Origin of the sequence: Corynebacterium sp. DNF00584 (assembly GCF_001552965.1) — a bacterium.
Classification (GTDB): Bacteria; Actinomycetota; Actinomycetes; order Mycobacteriales; family Mycobacteriaceae; genus Corynebacterium; species Corynebacterium phoceense.
The window spans coordinates 112459-127118 of record NZ_KQ959769.1 but is presented as its reverse complement, the minus strand read 5'-3'; the positions used below and the strand labels follow the sequence as shown (position 1 = coordinate 127118).

The 14660-nt window shown below is 63.1% G+C and carries 13 protein-coding genes; 3 read left to right on the top strand and 10 right to left on the bottom strand.

Features of this window, described 5'->3' with window-relative positions; genetic code table 11:
• Window positions 1–109: 109 nt before the first annotated feature.
• The 3 genes from zwf to pgl are packed head-to-tail and all read left to right on the top strand — an operon-like array spanning window position 110 to window position 3471.
• A complete protein-coding gene (gene zwf / locus HMPREF0307_RS11715; protein WP_082723335.1) occupies window positions 110–1648 on the top strand; it encodes a glucose-6-phosphate dehydrogenase in 1539 nt (512 codons plus the stop codon).
• 48 nt (window positions 1649–1696) lie between these two features.
• Entirely contained in the window at window positions 1697–2680 is a 984-nt protein-coding gene (locus tag HMPREF0307_RS11710) for a glucose-6-phosphate dehydrogenase assembly protein OpcA (protein ID WP_066493224.1), read from the top strand.
• A gap of 29 nt (window positions 2681–2709) precedes the next feature.
• Window positions 2710–3471, top strand: a complete 762-nt coding sequence (gene pgl / locus HMPREF0307_RS11705) for a 6-phosphogluconolactonase (RefSeq protein ID WP_066493219.1) — start codon at window positions 2710–2712, stop codon at window positions 3469–3471.
• A 431-nt stretch (window positions 3472–3902) separates the two neighbouring features.
• Here pgl and secG read toward each other — a convergent pair whose 3' ends face one another.
• From secG to ribH, 10 genes are all read right to left on the bottom strand, one after another.
• On the bottom strand, window positions 3903–4139 hold the full coding sequence (gene secG, locus HMPREF0307_RS11700; protein ID WP_066493216.1) for a preprotein translocase subunit SecG: 237 nt from the start codon (window positions 4137–4139) through the stop codon (window positions 3903–3905).
• A 158-nt stretch (window positions 4140–4297) separates the two neighbouring features.
• A complete protein-coding gene (gene tpiA, locus HMPREF0307_RS11695) occupies window positions 4298–5077 on the bottom strand; it encodes a triose-phosphate isomerase (protein WP_066493214.1) in 780 nt (259 codons plus the stop codon).
• A 66-nt stretch (window positions 5078–5143) separates the two neighbouring features.
• Entirely contained in the window at window positions 5144–6361 is a 1218-nt protein-coding gene (gene pgk / locus HMPREF0307_RS11690) for a phosphoglycerate kinase (protein WP_066493312.1), read from the bottom strand.
• Between the two features lie 253 nt (window positions 6362–6614).
• Window positions 6615–7622 (bottom strand): type I glyceraldehyde-3-phosphate dehydrogenase, encoded by a 1008-nt coding sequence (gene gap / locus HMPREF0307_RS11685; protein ID WP_066493213.1) that lies wholly within the window; start codon window positions 7620–7622, stop codon window positions 6615–6617.
• A 664-nt stretch (window positions 7623–8286) separates the two neighbouring features.
• Window positions 8287–9270 (bottom strand): DNA-binding protein WhiA, encoded by a 984-nt coding sequence (gene whiA, locus HMPREF0307_RS11680; RefSeq protein ID WP_197418413.1) that lies wholly within the window; start codon window positions 9268–9270, stop codon window positions 8287–8289.
• Window positions 9271–9417: 147 nt separating this feature from the next.
• On the bottom strand, window positions 9418–10401 hold the full coding sequence (yvcK, locus tag HMPREF0307_RS11675) for a gluconeogenesis factor YvcK family protein (protein ID WP_066493207.1): 984 nt from the start codon (window positions 10399–10401) through the stop codon (window positions 9418–9420).
• A 168-nt stretch (window positions 10402–10569) separates the two neighbouring features.
• Window positions 10570–11451 (bottom strand): RNase adapter RapZ, encoded by an 882-nt coding sequence (gene rapZ, locus HMPREF0307_RS11670; RefSeq protein WP_066493206.1) that lies wholly within the window; start codon window positions 11449–11451, stop codon window positions 10570–10572.
• 27 nt (window positions 11452–11478) lie between these two features.
• Window positions 11479–13593 carry an excinuclease ABC subunit UvrC gene (gene uvrC / locus HMPREF0307_RS11665; protein ID WP_066493204.1) on the bottom strand — a complete coding sequence of 705 codons (2115 nt, stop codon included), beginning with the start codon at window positions 13591–13593 and terminating at the stop codon, window positions 11479–11481.
• 8 nt (window positions 13594–13601) lie between these two features.
• Complete coding sequence (locus HMPREF0307_RS11660) at window positions 13602–14144, bottom strand: PH domain-containing protein (RefSeq protein ID WP_066493202.1); 543 nt, start codon at window positions 14142–14144, stop codon at window positions 13602–13604.
• A gap of 20 nt (window positions 14145–14164) precedes the next feature.
• Window positions 14165–14653 carry a 6,7-dimethyl-8-ribityllumazine synthase gene (ribH, locus tag HMPREF0307_RS11655; protein WP_066493198.1) on the bottom strand — a complete coding sequence of 163 codons (489 nt, stop codon included), beginning with the start codon at window positions 14651–14653 and terminating at the stop codon, window positions 14165–14167.
• Window positions 14654–14660 lie beyond the last annotated feature (7 nt).

Genomic DNA, 14660 nt, shown 5'->3' with positions numbered 1-14660 from the left:
CCCACGCTGTTCCTCTTGAGCGCCGTGAGGGGTTAGACTAACTGTCGTTCTTAGTGGCTGCCGCGATCCTCGCGGCACCCTCACTGTGGTGAAAGGAAGCATCTGCCCCGTGACTGCCCCACGACCCTGGGTCAATCCCCTGCGCGACGCCAACGACAAGCGCCTACCGCGCATTGCGGGCCCCTCCGGCATGGTCATCTTCGGCGTAACCGGAGACCTCGCCTACAAGAAACTCCTTCCCGCTATCTATGACCTGGCGAACCGCGGCCTGCTTCCTGCTGGTTTCACGCTCGTGGGCTTCGGCCGCCGCCATTGGTCGAAGCAGGATTTCTGCGACTACGTGCGCGGCGCCGTAGAAAAGGGCGCACGCACCACCTTCAGCGAAAACGTGTGGACGCACTTGGCCGAAGGTATCGAATTCGTCACTGGTAGCTTCGACGACGCCGGCTTCGATCTCCTCCGCGACCGCCTTGCCGAGCTCGACGTCGCCCGCGGTACCGGCAGCAACTGGGCCTATTACCTGTCGGTCCCGCCGGACTTCTTCTCCACGATCTGCCACCAGATGCAGCGCGTCGGCATGGCCACGCCCGCCGAGGGCACGGACGCCTGGCGCCGCGTCATCATCGAAAAGCCCTTCGGCCACGATCAAGAGTCGGCACGCAAACTCAACGCCATCGTCAACGCCGTCTTCCCCGAGTCCTCGGTCTTCCGTATCGACCACTATCTCGGCAAGGAAACGGTGCAAAACATCCTGGCCCTGCGTTTCGCCAACCAGATCTTCGAGCCGATGTGGAACGCCCACTACATCGACCACGTCCAGATCACCATGGCCGAGGACATCGGCTTGGGCGGCCGTGCAGGCTACTACGACGGCATCGGCGCCGCCCGCGACGTCATCCAGAACCATCTCCTCCAATTGCTCGCGCTCGTCGCCATGGAAGAGCCCTCTTCCTTCGAGCCCGCCGCGCTTCAGGCCGAGAAGATCAAGGTTCTGCGCGCCACGAAGCCCGAGTACCCGCTCAATAAGACGACCGCCCGCGGCCAATACGCCGCCGGTTGGCAAGGCTCCGAGTATGTCCAAGGCCTGCGCGAGGAAGAGGGCTTCGACCCACACTCCTCCACGGAGACCTATGCCGCGTGCACGCTCTCGGTGAACTCCCGCCGCTGGGCCGGCGTGCCGTTCTACCTGCGCACGGGCAAGCGCCTGGGCCGCCGCGTCACCGAGATCGCCCTCGTGTTCAAGCACGCGCCCTACCAGCCCTTCGGCGAAGGCCAAACCGAGGCCCTCGGCCAAAACGCCGTCGTCATCCGTGTCCAGCCGGACGAGGGCGTGACCATGCGTTTCGGTTCCAAGGTCCCCGGCTCCACGATGGAGGTCCGTGACGTCAACATGGACTTCGCCTACGCCGAGGCCTTCACGGAGGAATCCCCCGAAGCCTATGAGCGCCTCATCCTCGACGCCCTGCTCGATGAGTCCTCGCTGTTCCCCACGAACGCCGAGGTCGAGCTGTCCTGGTCCATCCTCGACCCCATCCTCAACTACTGGGCCGAGGCCGGACAGCCGGAGGAATACCCCGCAGGCACGTGGGGCCCGCGCTCGGCCGACCGCATGCTCGCGCGCCGTGGCCACGCCTGGCGCCGCCCCTAACCACCAGCTCGAGTCGTTCTCCACAGACCAGAAGGGTTTACTTCCAGCATGATTATCCCGCTGCCGCACACGAGCACCCGCGAAATTGCCTCGAAGCTCGTCGAGGCCCAGGAGCACTACACGCTCACCACGGGCCGCGTGCTCACGCTCATCGTCGTGGCTGATGTCGCGGACGATATCGAAGCGATTCTTGCCTCGGTGCGCGACGCCTCGCACGAGCACCCCTCGCGCGTGCTCGTTGTCGTCACCGGCGACCGCAGCGCCCCCACCGCGCTCGACGCGCAGCTGCGCGTGGGCGGCGAGGCCGGCGCCTCCGAGATGGTCGTCATGCGCCTCCACGGCTCGCTGGCAGACCAGGCCGAGGCCGTCATCACGCCGCTGCTGCTTCCCGATACCCCAATCGTCGCCTGGTGGCCCAGCCAGTTCCCCGAGGCCCCGTCCCACCATCCCGTGGGCGCGCTCGCCCAGCGCCGCATCACCAACGTTGGCGCCGCCGAGTACAACGTGGAGACCGTCTACCTGCGCCTGCAGCAACTCTCACGCGGCTACGCCCCCGGCGATTCGGACATGACGTGGGCCTCGCTCACCCTCTGGCGCGGCATCGTCGCTTCCGCGCTCGACCGCCACCCGCACGAGCCCGTCGAAGCCGTGGAAATCTCCGGCCCGGCTGGCGATCCCGCCGTGGACCTCGCCGCCGCGTGGCTCGCCGATCGCCTCGCCGTCGCCGTACGCCGCACCGACTGCGATATCACGCTCGGTGACACGGACCTCAACTCCGTCGCCGACCCTACCAAGGGCGACGCATACTTCCCCATCCGGAAGCTCGTCTTCTACCGCGCGAACACCGATATCACCGTCGAGGTTATCGACGAATCCACGGTGCGCGTCTCCGTCCCGGGCGCTCCCGAATCCCTCGTGGCTCTGGGCGTGCGCACCCAAGCCGAGGTCCTTTCAGAGGAGCTGCGCTACCTCCATGCAGATAAAACCTATGCCCACGCATTGCGCGCACTCAACCGCGTTTCATACTCATAACCCACATTTTTAAGGCACAATAGATAACCATGGTTACCGTTCACCGCGTCGACGACCTTCAGGATCTCATACGACAGACCGCCCTCGCTTTCATCGAGACTGTGGCCGCCGCACAGGCGCCTGGCGGCGGAGTCCATGGGGATGGCGTCGCACGCGTCGTGCTCACTGGTGGTGGCGCGGGCATCGGAATGCTCCGTGAGCTCGCCCGTCTCGACGCGGCGGCGGATTCCCAGGGCGAGGACTTCCCGGCCCTGCGCGTTGATTGGTCCCGCGTGCACATTTTCTTCGGCGACGAGCGCAATGTGCCTACCTCTGACCCGGACTCAAACGAGGGCCAGGCCCGCGGCGCGCTGCTCCAGCACGTCGACATCCCCGAGCCCCACATCCACGGCTATGACCTCGGCGCCATCGCCATGGAAGCCGCCGCCCAGGCCTATGAGGCCGAGCTGGAGGAATACGCGCCTCAGGGCTTCGACCTCCATCTGCTCGGCATGGGCGGCGAGGGCCACATCAACTCTCTCTTCCCACATTCCGATGCCGTCCGTGAGACCGAGCGCCGCGTCGTCGCCGTCTCCGACTCACCCAAGCCCCCGGCCGAGCGCCTCACGCTCACGCTCCCGGCCGTGCAGTCGGCAGATCGCGTCTGGCTGCTCGTCGCCGGCGAGGCCAAGGCCGAGGCGGCCGCGCGTGTCGCCCACGGCGATGACCCCGATTACTGGCCGGCCTGCGGCGCACAAGGCCGCGTCGAGACCATCCTTTACGTCGCTGAAGACGCCGCCGGCGATATCTAAAGCCCTCGCACAGCTTTCCCGCTCGCCCTCAATCGTGGTGGGCGGGTATTTTTTTGAACATAATCGTCGAATTACGTTCAGAGTTGAGAAGGCCTTACCCTAGTTGCCCGCCGGCCCAGCCGCGTCGGCGCGCGGCCCCGTCCTGCACAGAAGCTTTCGTGACCACGGCACCAGCTGAACCGTCATCGCCATCGACCCCCGCCCCCGCCACCGGGGACCCACGAATTTCAAGGACGTGACTACTACGCAGGCACTGCCCCCGAGGACGCCACGGCCGACTCCGGAGTGGCTCGAACACGGCAACCTTGACCGGAAAATTGCTTTCATTCTCAATGGCATTGCAGCCGGGCACGGCGTCACCCTGGCATAAATAATGCGGTGGTCAGCTCCCAAGTGGAGCTGGCCACCGCACGGTAGCGCGAGCTACGAGCCTATCCGGCGAAAGCCTGGATGAGGTTAAGACCAACGATGCACCCGAGCCACACGATAACCATCACGATGGTGTAGCGGTCGAGGTTCTTCTCGACGACCGTGGAACCCGACAGGTTGGACTGGACGCCGCCGCCGAAGAGGCTGGACAGGCCGCCGCCCTTGCCCTTGTGCAGAAGCACGAAGACGGACATCAGGATAGCTGCGATAACCAGAATGATCTGGAGGGTCAGAACCATGTAAACGTTCCTTGTTTGGGTGTATAAGTCTCTTCCGCGCCACGCGCCGTATGACGGCGGGCACGATTGCTTCCCTCAACAATACACGAAGCACGGGCCGGATTGAGTACCGGTCCGTGCTGGTGTTGTGCGAGTCCTACCGCTTGGCGGTCTAGAAACTACGCATTGATAGCAGCGTTAGCTGCGAGCTTAGCGAAGTCTTCGCCGTTGAGGGAAGCGCCGCCCACGAGGCCGCCGTCGACGTCCGGCTTGCCCACGATCTCGGCGACGGAGTCAGTCTTCACGGAGCCGCCGTAGAGGATGCGGATTCCGTCAGCGACCTCGTCGCCGGCGAGCTCGCGCACGAGCTGGCGAATAGCAGCGCATACTTCCTGTGCATCGTCCGCAGACGCAACCTTGCCGGTGCCGATGGCCCAGACAGGCTCATAGGCAATGACGGTCTTCTTCAGATCCTCGGCAGACAGGCCCTCGAGGGAGAAACGGGTCTGGTTGACAACGTAGTCAACGTGGGTGCCGGCCTCACGGACAGACAGCGGCTCGCCCACGCAGACGATGGGCGAAATGCCGTGCTTGATAGCAGCGGCAGCCTTCTCCGAGACCAGCTTGTCGGTCTCGCCGTGGTACTCGCGACGCTCGGAGTGGCCCACGACAGCCCAGGTAACGCCGAGCTTGGAGAGCATCTCTCCAGAAACCTCGCCGGTGTAGGCGCCGGAATCATGCTTGGAGATGTCCTGAGCGCCGTAGGTGATCTGCAGCTTGTCGCCATCGACGACAGTCTGGACGGAGCGCAGGTCGGTGAACGGGACCATGAAGGCCACGTCGACCTTCTCGTAGTAGTCCTTAGGCAGGGCGAAGGCGAACTTCTGGACCTGGGAAATAGCCTCGAGGTGGTCGAGGTTCATCTTCCAGTTACCAGCAATAAGCGGGGTACGTGCCATGGTGTGAGGTGTCCTTTTCTAGTGGAGTTCGATTAGCGAAGTCGAGTGCGTGACGCGAGGCTTTACTTAAGCCTGCAGAACCTTGACGCCCGGCAATTCCTTGCCCTCGAGGAATTCGAGGGAAGCCCCGCCACCGGTCGAGATGTGGCTGAAGCCGTCCTCATCCAGGCCCAGCAGACGGACGGACGCGGCGGAGTCACCGCCGCCGACGACGGTGAAGGAGCCGTTGTTGGCGGTGGCGTCGATGATGGCCTGTGCGACACCCGCGGTGCCCTTGGAGAAAGCTTCCATCTCGAACACGCCCATCGGGCCGTTCCAGAACACGGTCTTGGAGGTGGCGATGACCTCGGCGAAGTGCTTGACGGACTCCGGTCCGATGTCGAGGGACATCCAGCCCTCCGGAATACCGTCGAGGCTGACGACCTTGGTCTCGGCGTCAGCAGCGAACTCGGACGCAGCGGTGAGGTCGACCGGCAGAACGAGCTTGTCGCCGAAGCGCTCGAGCAGCTCCTTGCAGGCATCAATCTGGTCTTCCTGCAGCAGGGACTTCTGAACGTTGTATCCCTGAGCGGCGAGCAGCGTGTAGCACATACCGCCACCGATGATGACCTTGTCTGCCTTGCCAGCGAGGGCCTCGATCACGCCGAGCTTGTCCGAGACCTTGGCGCCGCCGAGGACGACGACGTACGGGTGCTCTGGGTTCTCAGCGACTGTAGCGAGGGTCTCAACTTCCTTCTGCACGAGCTTGCCAGCGTAGGCCGGCAGACGCTTGGCAACGTCGTAGACAGATGCCTGTGCGCGGTGGACAACGCCGAAGCCGTCGGAGACGAAGGCGCCATTGTCAGCAGCCAATGCGACGAGCTCATCGGCAAAGGCACCGCGCTCAGCCTCGTCCTTAGAAGTCTCGCGAGCATCGAAACGAACGTTCTCGACGAGCAGGACGTCGCCGTCGTTGAGACCGTTGGCGCGCTCGTGTGCGTCCTCACCGGAGACGTCGGATGCCAGCGCGACGTACTGGCCAAGGGCCTCAGACAGCGCCTCCGCAACTGGTGCGAGTGAGTACTTCGAGTTGACTTCGCCCTTCGGGCGACCAAGGTGGGCGGTGAGGATGACCTTTGCGCCACCGTCGACGAGAGCCTTGATGGTGGGCAGCGAGGCGTTGATACGACCCGGGTCTGTGATGTTGCCGTCCTCGTCGAGCGGGACATTGAAATCAGAACGGACGAGGACGTGGCGGGACTCCACGCCTTCGGCGAGCAGATCATCGAGGGTCTTGAATGCCATGAGCATATCTCCTTGGAAGTGATTTATTAGTCGACGTTGTCGTTCGAGCTATGCAGTTTTAAAGCTAAAGGAGACGCGAATGTCGATGTGATGACGGGGCGCGCCTAGCCCCTAAAAGAATACCGGCCCGCGCGAGCCCTGGAGGGCGTTCGCGAGGGCCGGTAACTCATATCAGGTGCTTATCCGCCGAGCCGGTAATGGATGCGTGTACGTTCATGCGATTCACGAAGCGCGGCGGTGAGCAGCCTGACTCTTACAGCTTGGAGGCAACGAGCTTGGTGGTGCGGACGAGCTGGCTGGTGTAGCCCCACTCGTTGTCGTACCAGCCGAGGACCTTGACCAGGTTGCCGTTGGAGACCTTGGTCATGCCAGCGTCGAAGATGCAGCCGTGGGAGTCGGTGACGATGTCGGTGGAGACAATCGGATCCTCGGTGTAGCCCAGGGTCTCACCGAACTCGCCGGTGGCAGCTTCCTTGATGGCGGCGTTGATTTCCTCAACAGTGACGTCGCGGGATGCCTGGAAGGTCAGGTCGGTTGCGGAGCCGGTGATCACGGGAACGCGCATTGCGTAACCGTCGAGCTTGCCCTCGAGCTCCGGAAGAACCAGGGACACGGCCTTGGCAGCGCCGGTGGAGGTCGGAACCATGTTCTGGGCTGCGGCGCGAGCGCGGCGCAGGTCGCGGTGCGGAGCATCCTGGATGCGCTGGTCACCGGTGTAAGCGTGGACGGTGGTCATGAGGCCCTTCTCAATGCCGAACTTGTCGTTGAGGACCTTGGCCATCGGAGCCAGGCAGTTGGTGGTGCAGGAGGCTGCGGAGATGACGTTGTGGTTTGCAGCGTCGTAGGAGTCGGAGTTGACGCCGTAGACGAAGGTTGCGTCCACGTTCTTCGCCGGAGCGGAGATGATGACCTTCTTGGCACCAGCCTCGATGTGAGCCTTAGCAGCCTCGCCATCGGTGAAGAAGCCGGTGGACTCGATGACGACGTCGACGTTGAGGTCGGCCCAGTTCAGGTTCTTCGGGTCGCGCTCAGCGGAAGCGTGGATTTTCTTGCCGTCGACGGTGATGGACTCGTCATCGTAGGAGACCTCAGCACCGAGCTTTCCCAGCACGGAGTCGTACTTGAGCAGGTGAGCCAGGGTGTGGTTGTCGGTCAGGTCGTTAATGCCGACGATCTCCAGGTCGCCCGGGTTCTGCTGGACGGCGCGGAAGAAGTTGCGGCCGATGCGGCCGAAGCCATTGATGCCTACGCGGATAGTCACGTTAGTGTCTCCTCAAAAATTGACGTTCGTTATTCCATGGGATTACCGAGGTTTCAAGCGTCATTGTGGTCTCTCCCGCTCAACGCGCTGAGCGCCGTGCGGATTACCTATGGTGTTCTTCTGTGTGACGAAGTCCTCGACAACTTCCCAACGCTTCCGAGTCTACCGACTGTTTCCGAATGCTGCAGCAAGAAACTGCCCGTCCCCACTAAAAACCACATCAGAGTACCAGTTTCGCTATGGGATACATCACGAATCACGACGAAACACGCCGCAAATCACCAGCTAGATGGACGTATTTCCCCAATGCCCGTTTGTGTTGATTTACGTTGCGATAAATATCACCCCACACTCTGACTAAAACAAGGTAAGGCAACACCACTGAGAAGGGACTGCACCCTGGATCGTCTACCGCAGTGCTTCAAGCGGAGCAGCATCGCACCAGCCCAGGCCCAATTTCTGTATCTTTGGCTGGTTGCGCCCTTGTGAACCCCCATCCTCCATCGCGCCACAATGTGCACTCTGTCATCGGAAGCACTGCGCCCGCGTCTCGGACATGAACATTAGGCAAACACTCGGCGTTCTTCACGCCTACATACAGGAAAACGGACGCACACGGACATAAAGAAATGCCTCACGAAGTCGTGAGGCGCGTCCACAGCGACTACTCGCTGTCGTTCTTCGGTCCGTGTGCGTACTCATGCGTATCCGGAATACCGAGTTCTTCCGCACGCTTGTCGGCCATCGATAGTAGGCGTCGAATGCGGCCGGCGACGGCGTCCTTGGTCATGGGCGGATCCGCGTGGCGGCCGAGCTCCTCAAGCGACGCATCGCGAAATTTCACGCGGAGGTAGCCGGCATCTGCCAGATGCTCGGGCACGTCGTCGCCCAGAATGTCCATCGCGCGGGACACGCGATTGGCTGCGGCCTCTGCGGCACGCGCGGAACGACGCTGGTTGGCATCGTCGAAGTTCTCCAGACGCGTGTTGGAGGACTCGTGAGCCTCCGAGCGCAAGCGCTTGCGTTCCCACTCTAAGCGCGTGCGGTGCGCGCCCATCCTGGTGAGCAGGGCACCGATGGCATCCCCTTCGCGCACGACCACGCGGTCGGCGCCGCGAGTTTCTTTCGTCTTAGCGGCAATGCCCAAACGGCGCGCGCAGCCAACGAGCGCTAACGCAGCCTCTTGACGCGGGCACACAATTTCCAGAGACGACGAGCGTCCAGGTTCCGTGAGCACGCCCTGAGCAAGAAAAGCGCCGCGCCACGCAGCCTCGGCGTCGGCGACAGAACCGGAAACGACCTGCGGTGGCAAGCCGATGACGGGGTGGCCAGAGCGCGTAATGAGACCAAGGCGGCGCGTGAGTTCCTTTGCCTCGCCCACGCGCATCTGTACGCGCGGACGTTTTGACGTCGAGCCCGGTCCCACGATGTGGGTTGAGGACTTCACGCCGTAGAGATCGTCGAGGAATTCCGCGAGCCGCTTGGCCGTCACTTCATCATCGAATTCGAATTCGTAGCTCATGTGGTCGCCGTTGACGTGCAGTTCGCCAGCGAACCGAAGCATGGCCGACGCCTCTGCCGCACGCGCCGACTGACGCGGCAGCGTGACCTGGGCCAGCTCCTGTTTGACCTTTTCTGTAAGCGACAAAGCCACCTCGACGCTCCCTTTCTTCCTCGCCTTGGGTGCGAGGCTGCGGTCCGATGAATACGACATGCTTTCCTTACCTGGGGCGTAGAAAGCTGCCGGGGCACGCAGCTCCGGCACTTAAAGCGAACAATAGTCTAGCGCGCCGGGCTAGACCTCGCCGCGATAGATCTCGCCGAAGACGCGCGCAAGTTTCGCGGGATCGTGGAGATTACGGCGCCCGCCGTCCTCGTCTTGTGCGCTCACTTCAGCGAAAACCACCGCGGCGCCGAGAGAATCAGCAGCACGTTGCAGATACTTCTTCTCCGTATCCGCCAGCGGTGCAGCCGAGTCAACGACGATCCGGTCAATGTGCAGTCCTGCAGCATGCTGTGCAAGTACCTGTACATGGCGCTCCGCGGAAAAACCGTGGGTCTCCCCTGGCTCAGCGGACAGATTCAACACCACGACGCGCGGTGCGCTGGAAGCGTTAATTGCATCGACAATGTCGGGCACCAGCACGTGCGGGATGACGGAGGTGAACCACGAGCCGGGGCCAAGCGTGATGAAGTCCGCACGTGACAAGGCTTCGAGGGCTGCGGGGTTAGCAGCCGGCGCCTGCGGAAGAATGCGAACGCGGCGCACATTACCCGGCGTGGTGGCGACGGCGACCTGTCCGCGGACTGGGCGCATGACCGTCGGGTCCTCATCGAGCCCGGCGACCTCAGCCTCTATGTCAAGCGGCTGCTCGACGACCGGGTAGACGCGGCCATGCGAGCGCGTGAGACGCGCGACGATATCGAGCGCCTCCTGCATCTCCCCGACCACTTCCGTGAGTCCGGCGATGAGCAGATTGCCCACGGCGTGACCGGCAAGAGCGCCGGTTCCGCCAAAGCGGTGCTGCAACGTGGTGGCCCACAACCCTTCTTGCTCGCCGTCGTCGGCGAGGGCCGCCAGCGCCATGCGCAGGTCTCCGGGCGGGATAAGATCGAGCTCACGGCGCAGCCGGCCGGACGAGCCGCCATCATCTGCGACGGTGACGATCGCCGAGATTTTCTCCGAATCAAGGTCACGGGCGGCAAGTAGGGTTTGAAAGAGGCCATGCCCGCCGCCCAGGCAGGCGATGTGATGGGGAGTGGCAGGGAGTCGAGCCATGGGGAGTTCGCCGCTCCTTTCTAACAAGTAAGGGGTAGCGCACAGGGAGCGCACTAAGTTGGGGAAATCCTATACAATTATTATGCCGTTATTAGTAATCGGCCAAAAAGGTCGCGTCGTTACGGGGTAAGGAGTAAAGGAAAGGTTCCCCGTGAGACGCATCTGAATTTAATCGCGTGTGATGTCGCGGTGGAGAACGCTGACATCGACGCGATCTTCGTCGCGCAAGCGGCGCGCGATCTCTTCAGTGACGGCCACCGAACGGTGATGCCCGCCGGTGCAGCCGATGCCGATGGTGATAAAGTTCTTTCCTTCGTGCCTGTATCCAGCAAGCATGGAGTCCAGCATGTTGATGAAACGGTCAACGAAATCCGCGGCACCTGGCTGCGAGAGAACGTAGTCGCTCACGGGCGCATCCGTGCCGCGGTATCCACGAAGCTCCGGCACCCAGTAGGGATTAGGGAGGAAACGCACGTCCATGACGAGGTCGGCGTCGCGCGGCGAACCGTGCTTGAAGCCGAAGGACTCCAGCGTGATGTGTTGCTTTTCGGAGCCCATGTTGCCGAATGCGGCCTCGATGGCCCGGCGGAGGTCATGCACCGAGAGGTTCGTGGTGTCGATGATGACGTCGGCGCGGGTACGCACGGGAGCGAGCTGCACGCGTTCGCGCTGTATGCCGTGCTTGAGGGTATCCCCGCCCTGGAGCGGGTGCGTGCGGCGGACGCCATCGAAACGACGAATGAGTACGTCGTCGCGCGCGTCCATGAACAGCACCGTCGGGCGCATATCGGCCTCTTCGAGGCCGTTGATGGTGTCGATGAGCGAACCAGGGAAGACACGGCTGCGCACGTCGACAACAACGGCGACTTTGGTCACCGGCGAGTCCTCTTGGGCGCAGAGTGTGAGCAGCTCGATGACCATGACCGACGGAATATTTTGGGCCACGTAATAGCCTTTGTCTTCAAGGACCTTGGCGGCGGTAGACAAGCCACCGCCAGACATACCCGTCAACAGGATGGGGGGAGTTTCAAACTGCGTCATATGCCCCATAGTAGACGCGGGGCGTACCCGCGCGCTCTAATGAAGGTGTTCGTAGACAGTTTGCGCCAATTTGGGACCAAATCCCTTGACTTCTCCAATCTCTTCCACCGATGCGAGCTTCAGCTTCTTCACGGAGCCGAAGTGCTTGACCAGATCGGTCCTGCGCTGCGGGCCAAGGCCTGGGATGGAATCGAGTACGGAGGAGCGCATGCGCTTCGAGCGCTGTTGGCGGTGGTACGTGATGGCGAAGCGGTGCGATTCGTCACGGACCTGCTGAAGCAAGTACAGCGCCTGGGAGTTGCGCGGCAGAATGACGGGGTCCTCCTCCCCCGGCACCCAGATCTCCTCGAGACGCTTGGCCAGGCCGACGAGGGTGACGTCGACGATGCCGAGCTCGTCGAAGACCTCCTGGGCCGCGGCGACCTGCGGTGCGCCACCGTCGACGATGAAGAGTTGCGGCGGGTAGGCAAAACGGCGACCGGCCTCGGCGGAGTCCTCCGCCACGGCCTCGTCACTAAACGTGGACTCCTCGACTTCCTCGTCGGGGTTCGCCAGCTTGTCTTCGTTATGCCGCTTGAAGCGGCGGCGCGTGACCTCTGCGATAGAGCCCACGTCGTTGGAGTGGCCGTCGCCGGCGGCTTCCTTGATGCGGTATCGCCGGTAATCCGACTTGCGTGGCAAGCCATCCTCGAAGACGACAAGGGAGGCCACGACGTCCGTGCCCTGGATATGCGAAATATCCGTACATTCGATGCGCAGCGGCGCCTGCTCCATGCCAAGCGCCTCTTGGATGTCCTGGAGTGCGGCCGAGCGTGCGGTGAGATCGCCCACGCGCTTGAGCTTGTGCTGGCGCAACTGTTCCTTCGCGTTCTTGCGCACGGTCTCCATGAGCGCGCGCTTGTCGCCACGCTGCGGCACGCGCAGCGAGACATGGGTGCCGCGCAGTCGCTCCAGAAGCTCTTGGACTTCCGTGGCCTCGTCCGGCATGGCCTGGACCAGGATTTCGCGTGGGATGACCTGCACCTTCTTTGCCTCCTCGTGGGAGGCTTGGTCGACGCCGCGGCGTGCGAAGTCTCCCTCGAGGGGCGCGGAGGCGCCCTCGGGCGACGGCAACGCGGTGGAGGGGGCATCGGCAAGCTTGGCGTCCTCGGCGTCCTCCTGGGCTTGACGCTCGACGGCATCGGAGTAGAACTGGATGAGGAAGTTCTGGATGACGGCGCCGACCGCCGGGTCTGGCTGGCCCTCCTCGAGGGGCTCAGAGCTGGCCTGGTCCCCGACCTTGTCCACGACCCAGCCGCGCTGGCCGCGGATGCGCCCGTCGCGGACGTGGAAAATCTGGACGGCGGCCTCGAGCTCGTCCGTCTCGACGGCAATGAGGTCCGCGTCCGTGCCGTCGGTGAAGACGACGGCTTGCTGCTCCATAATTTTATTGATGGCACCCAAGTCGTCGCGCAGGCGGGCGGCACGCTCAAACTCGAGGCTTTCCGCGGCCTCTTCCATCTCCTTGGTGAGACGACGCGTAACCGGCGCGGTATTGCCGTTCATGAAGGAGACCAGGTTATTGACAGTCTCGCGGTGCTCGGCGGGGCTCACGCGGCCGATGCACGGGGCATCGCACTTGCCAATGTAGCCAAGGAGACATGGGCGGCCGAGGGTCTGGTGACGGTTATAAACGCCCTTGGCGCACGTGCGCATGGGGAACACGCGCGTCAATAGATCGAGGGTCTCGCGCACAGCCCACGCATGGGAATACGGTCCGAAGTAGCGCACGCCCTTGCGGCGCGGGCCGCGATAGAAGAAGGCACGCGGAATCTGCTCCCCAACGGAGACGGCCAGCATGGGGTACGTCTTGTCGTCGCGGTACATGACGTTGAAGTGGGGGTCGAAGCGCTTGATCCACGTGTACTCGAGCTGGAGGGCTTCGACCTCGCTGGCGACGACGGTCCACTCCACGCTCGCAGCAGTGAGCACCATCTGGCGGGTGCGCGGGTGGAGCTGCGTAATGTCCTGGAAGTAGTTGGACAGGCGCGCGCGAAGATTCTTCGCCTTCCCGACGTAGATGACGCGCCGGTTGTCGTCACGGAATTTATAAACGCCCGGGTCCGTGGGGATAGCCCCCGGCGCCGGGCGGTACGTGGTGGGGTCGGCCATAGAGAGGCTTAATCCTCCGGCATGTAATCGGCCTCAAGGTCGCGGAAGGCCTGCACGTCGCGGATAACGGTGGCCTTATCGCCGGACTGCAAGGCCCAGACGGGAACGAATTCGAAGTTGGGCAGCTCGATGTGTGCCATGCGCGAGCCCTCCGGGAAGGACAGGCCATAGATGAGCTGCCACGGGTAGAAACGCGTGCCCACGAGGTTGCGGACCTCCACGCCGTCCGAATTCGCGCGCAGGCGCGGACGAGTGAGCATGAGCCACACGAAGAAGGAAATGATAATGCCCACGCCCGGGTAGGCGAAGCGGTCGATCGTCGTCACCGACGCGCCGGTATACGACAAGCCGACGGTCACGCCCATAAAGATATGAACGGCCATGATGACGATGACGCAGATGATAGCGATCTTGCGCAGGTACGCGGACTTTAAGGTGAGCTCCCACGGCTTGGTGGACGTCGACGCGAACGGGTCCGCGGCGGTGTACTCCAGGACTTCTTCATCCGTGAGCTCGATGCGACGCTGGGCGTCTTTCGACTGTTCAGTCATATGTAGCAGTGTCTCCTGGGCTAGGCGCGCGTGCGCGCGGTCTCTTCTACCTTACGCAGGGTGGCAACGGTATCCAACGCGGCGACCATGGCCTCCGCGCCCTTGTCTTCCACGGAGCCGTCGAAGCCCGCGCGATCCACCGCCTGCTGGTGATCGTTCGTGGTGAGCACGCCGTTGGCAATCGGCTTACCGGTATCGAGCGCAATGCGCGTAAGCCCCTGCGTGACGGAGTCGCAGACGTACTCGAAGTGTGGGGTGCCGCCGCGGATGACGCAGCCGAGCGCCACGACTGCGTCATAGTTTTGTGCTGCGCGCTGCACAACGACAGGCAGCTCGAGCGCGCCCACGACGCGGAAGGAATCCACGGTGGCGCCAGCCTCCGTGCCTGCCGCGATGGCGCGGGCTTCGAGCTGGTCGCAGATCTCCGCGTTCCACGTGGAGGTGACCACGGCGACGGTCATTCCTTGCGCGTCGACGGCCTTGACCTCGGGCAGTCCTTCTTTGCTCATTGTGGGT

Coding starts and splice junctions, on each gene's coding strand:
- uvrC (WP_066493204.1), bottom strand. CDS start 13,593: ATGGCCGACCCCACCACGTACCGCCCGGCGCCGGGGGCTATCCCCACG.
- secG (WP_066493216.1), bottom strand. CDS start 4,139: ATGGTTCTGACCCTCCAGATCATTCTGGTTATCGCAGCTATCCTGATG.
- pgl (WP_066493219.1), top strand. CDS start 2,710: ATGGTTACCGTTCACCGCGTCGACGACCTTCAGGATCTCATACGACAG.
- ribH (WP_066493198.1), bottom strand. CDS start 14,653: ATGAGCAAAGAAGGACTGCCCGAGGTCAAGGCCGTCGACGCGCAAGGA.
- tpiA (WP_066493214.1), bottom strand. CDS start 5,077: ATGGCACGTACCCCGCTTATTGCTGGTAACTGGAAGATGAACCTCGAC.
- yvcK (WP_066493207.1), bottom strand. CDS start 10,401: ATGGCTCGACTCCCTGCCACTCCCCATCACATCGCCTGCCTGGGCGGC.
- HMPREF0307_RS11710 (WP_066493224.1), top strand. CDS start 1,697: ATGATTATCCCGCTGCCGCACACGAGCACCCGCGAAATTGCCTCGAAG.
- rapZ (WP_066493206.1), bottom strand. CDS start 11,451: ATGGGGCATATGACGCAGTTTGAAACTCCCCCCATCCTGTTGACGGGT.
- HMPREF0307_RS11660 (WP_066493202.1), bottom strand. CDS start 14,144: ATGACTGAACAGTCGAAAGACGCCCAGCGTCGCATCGAGCTCACGGAT.
- pgk (WP_066493312.1), bottom strand. CDS start 6,361: ATGGCATTCAAGACCCTCGATGATCTGCTCGCCGAAGGCGTGGAGTCC.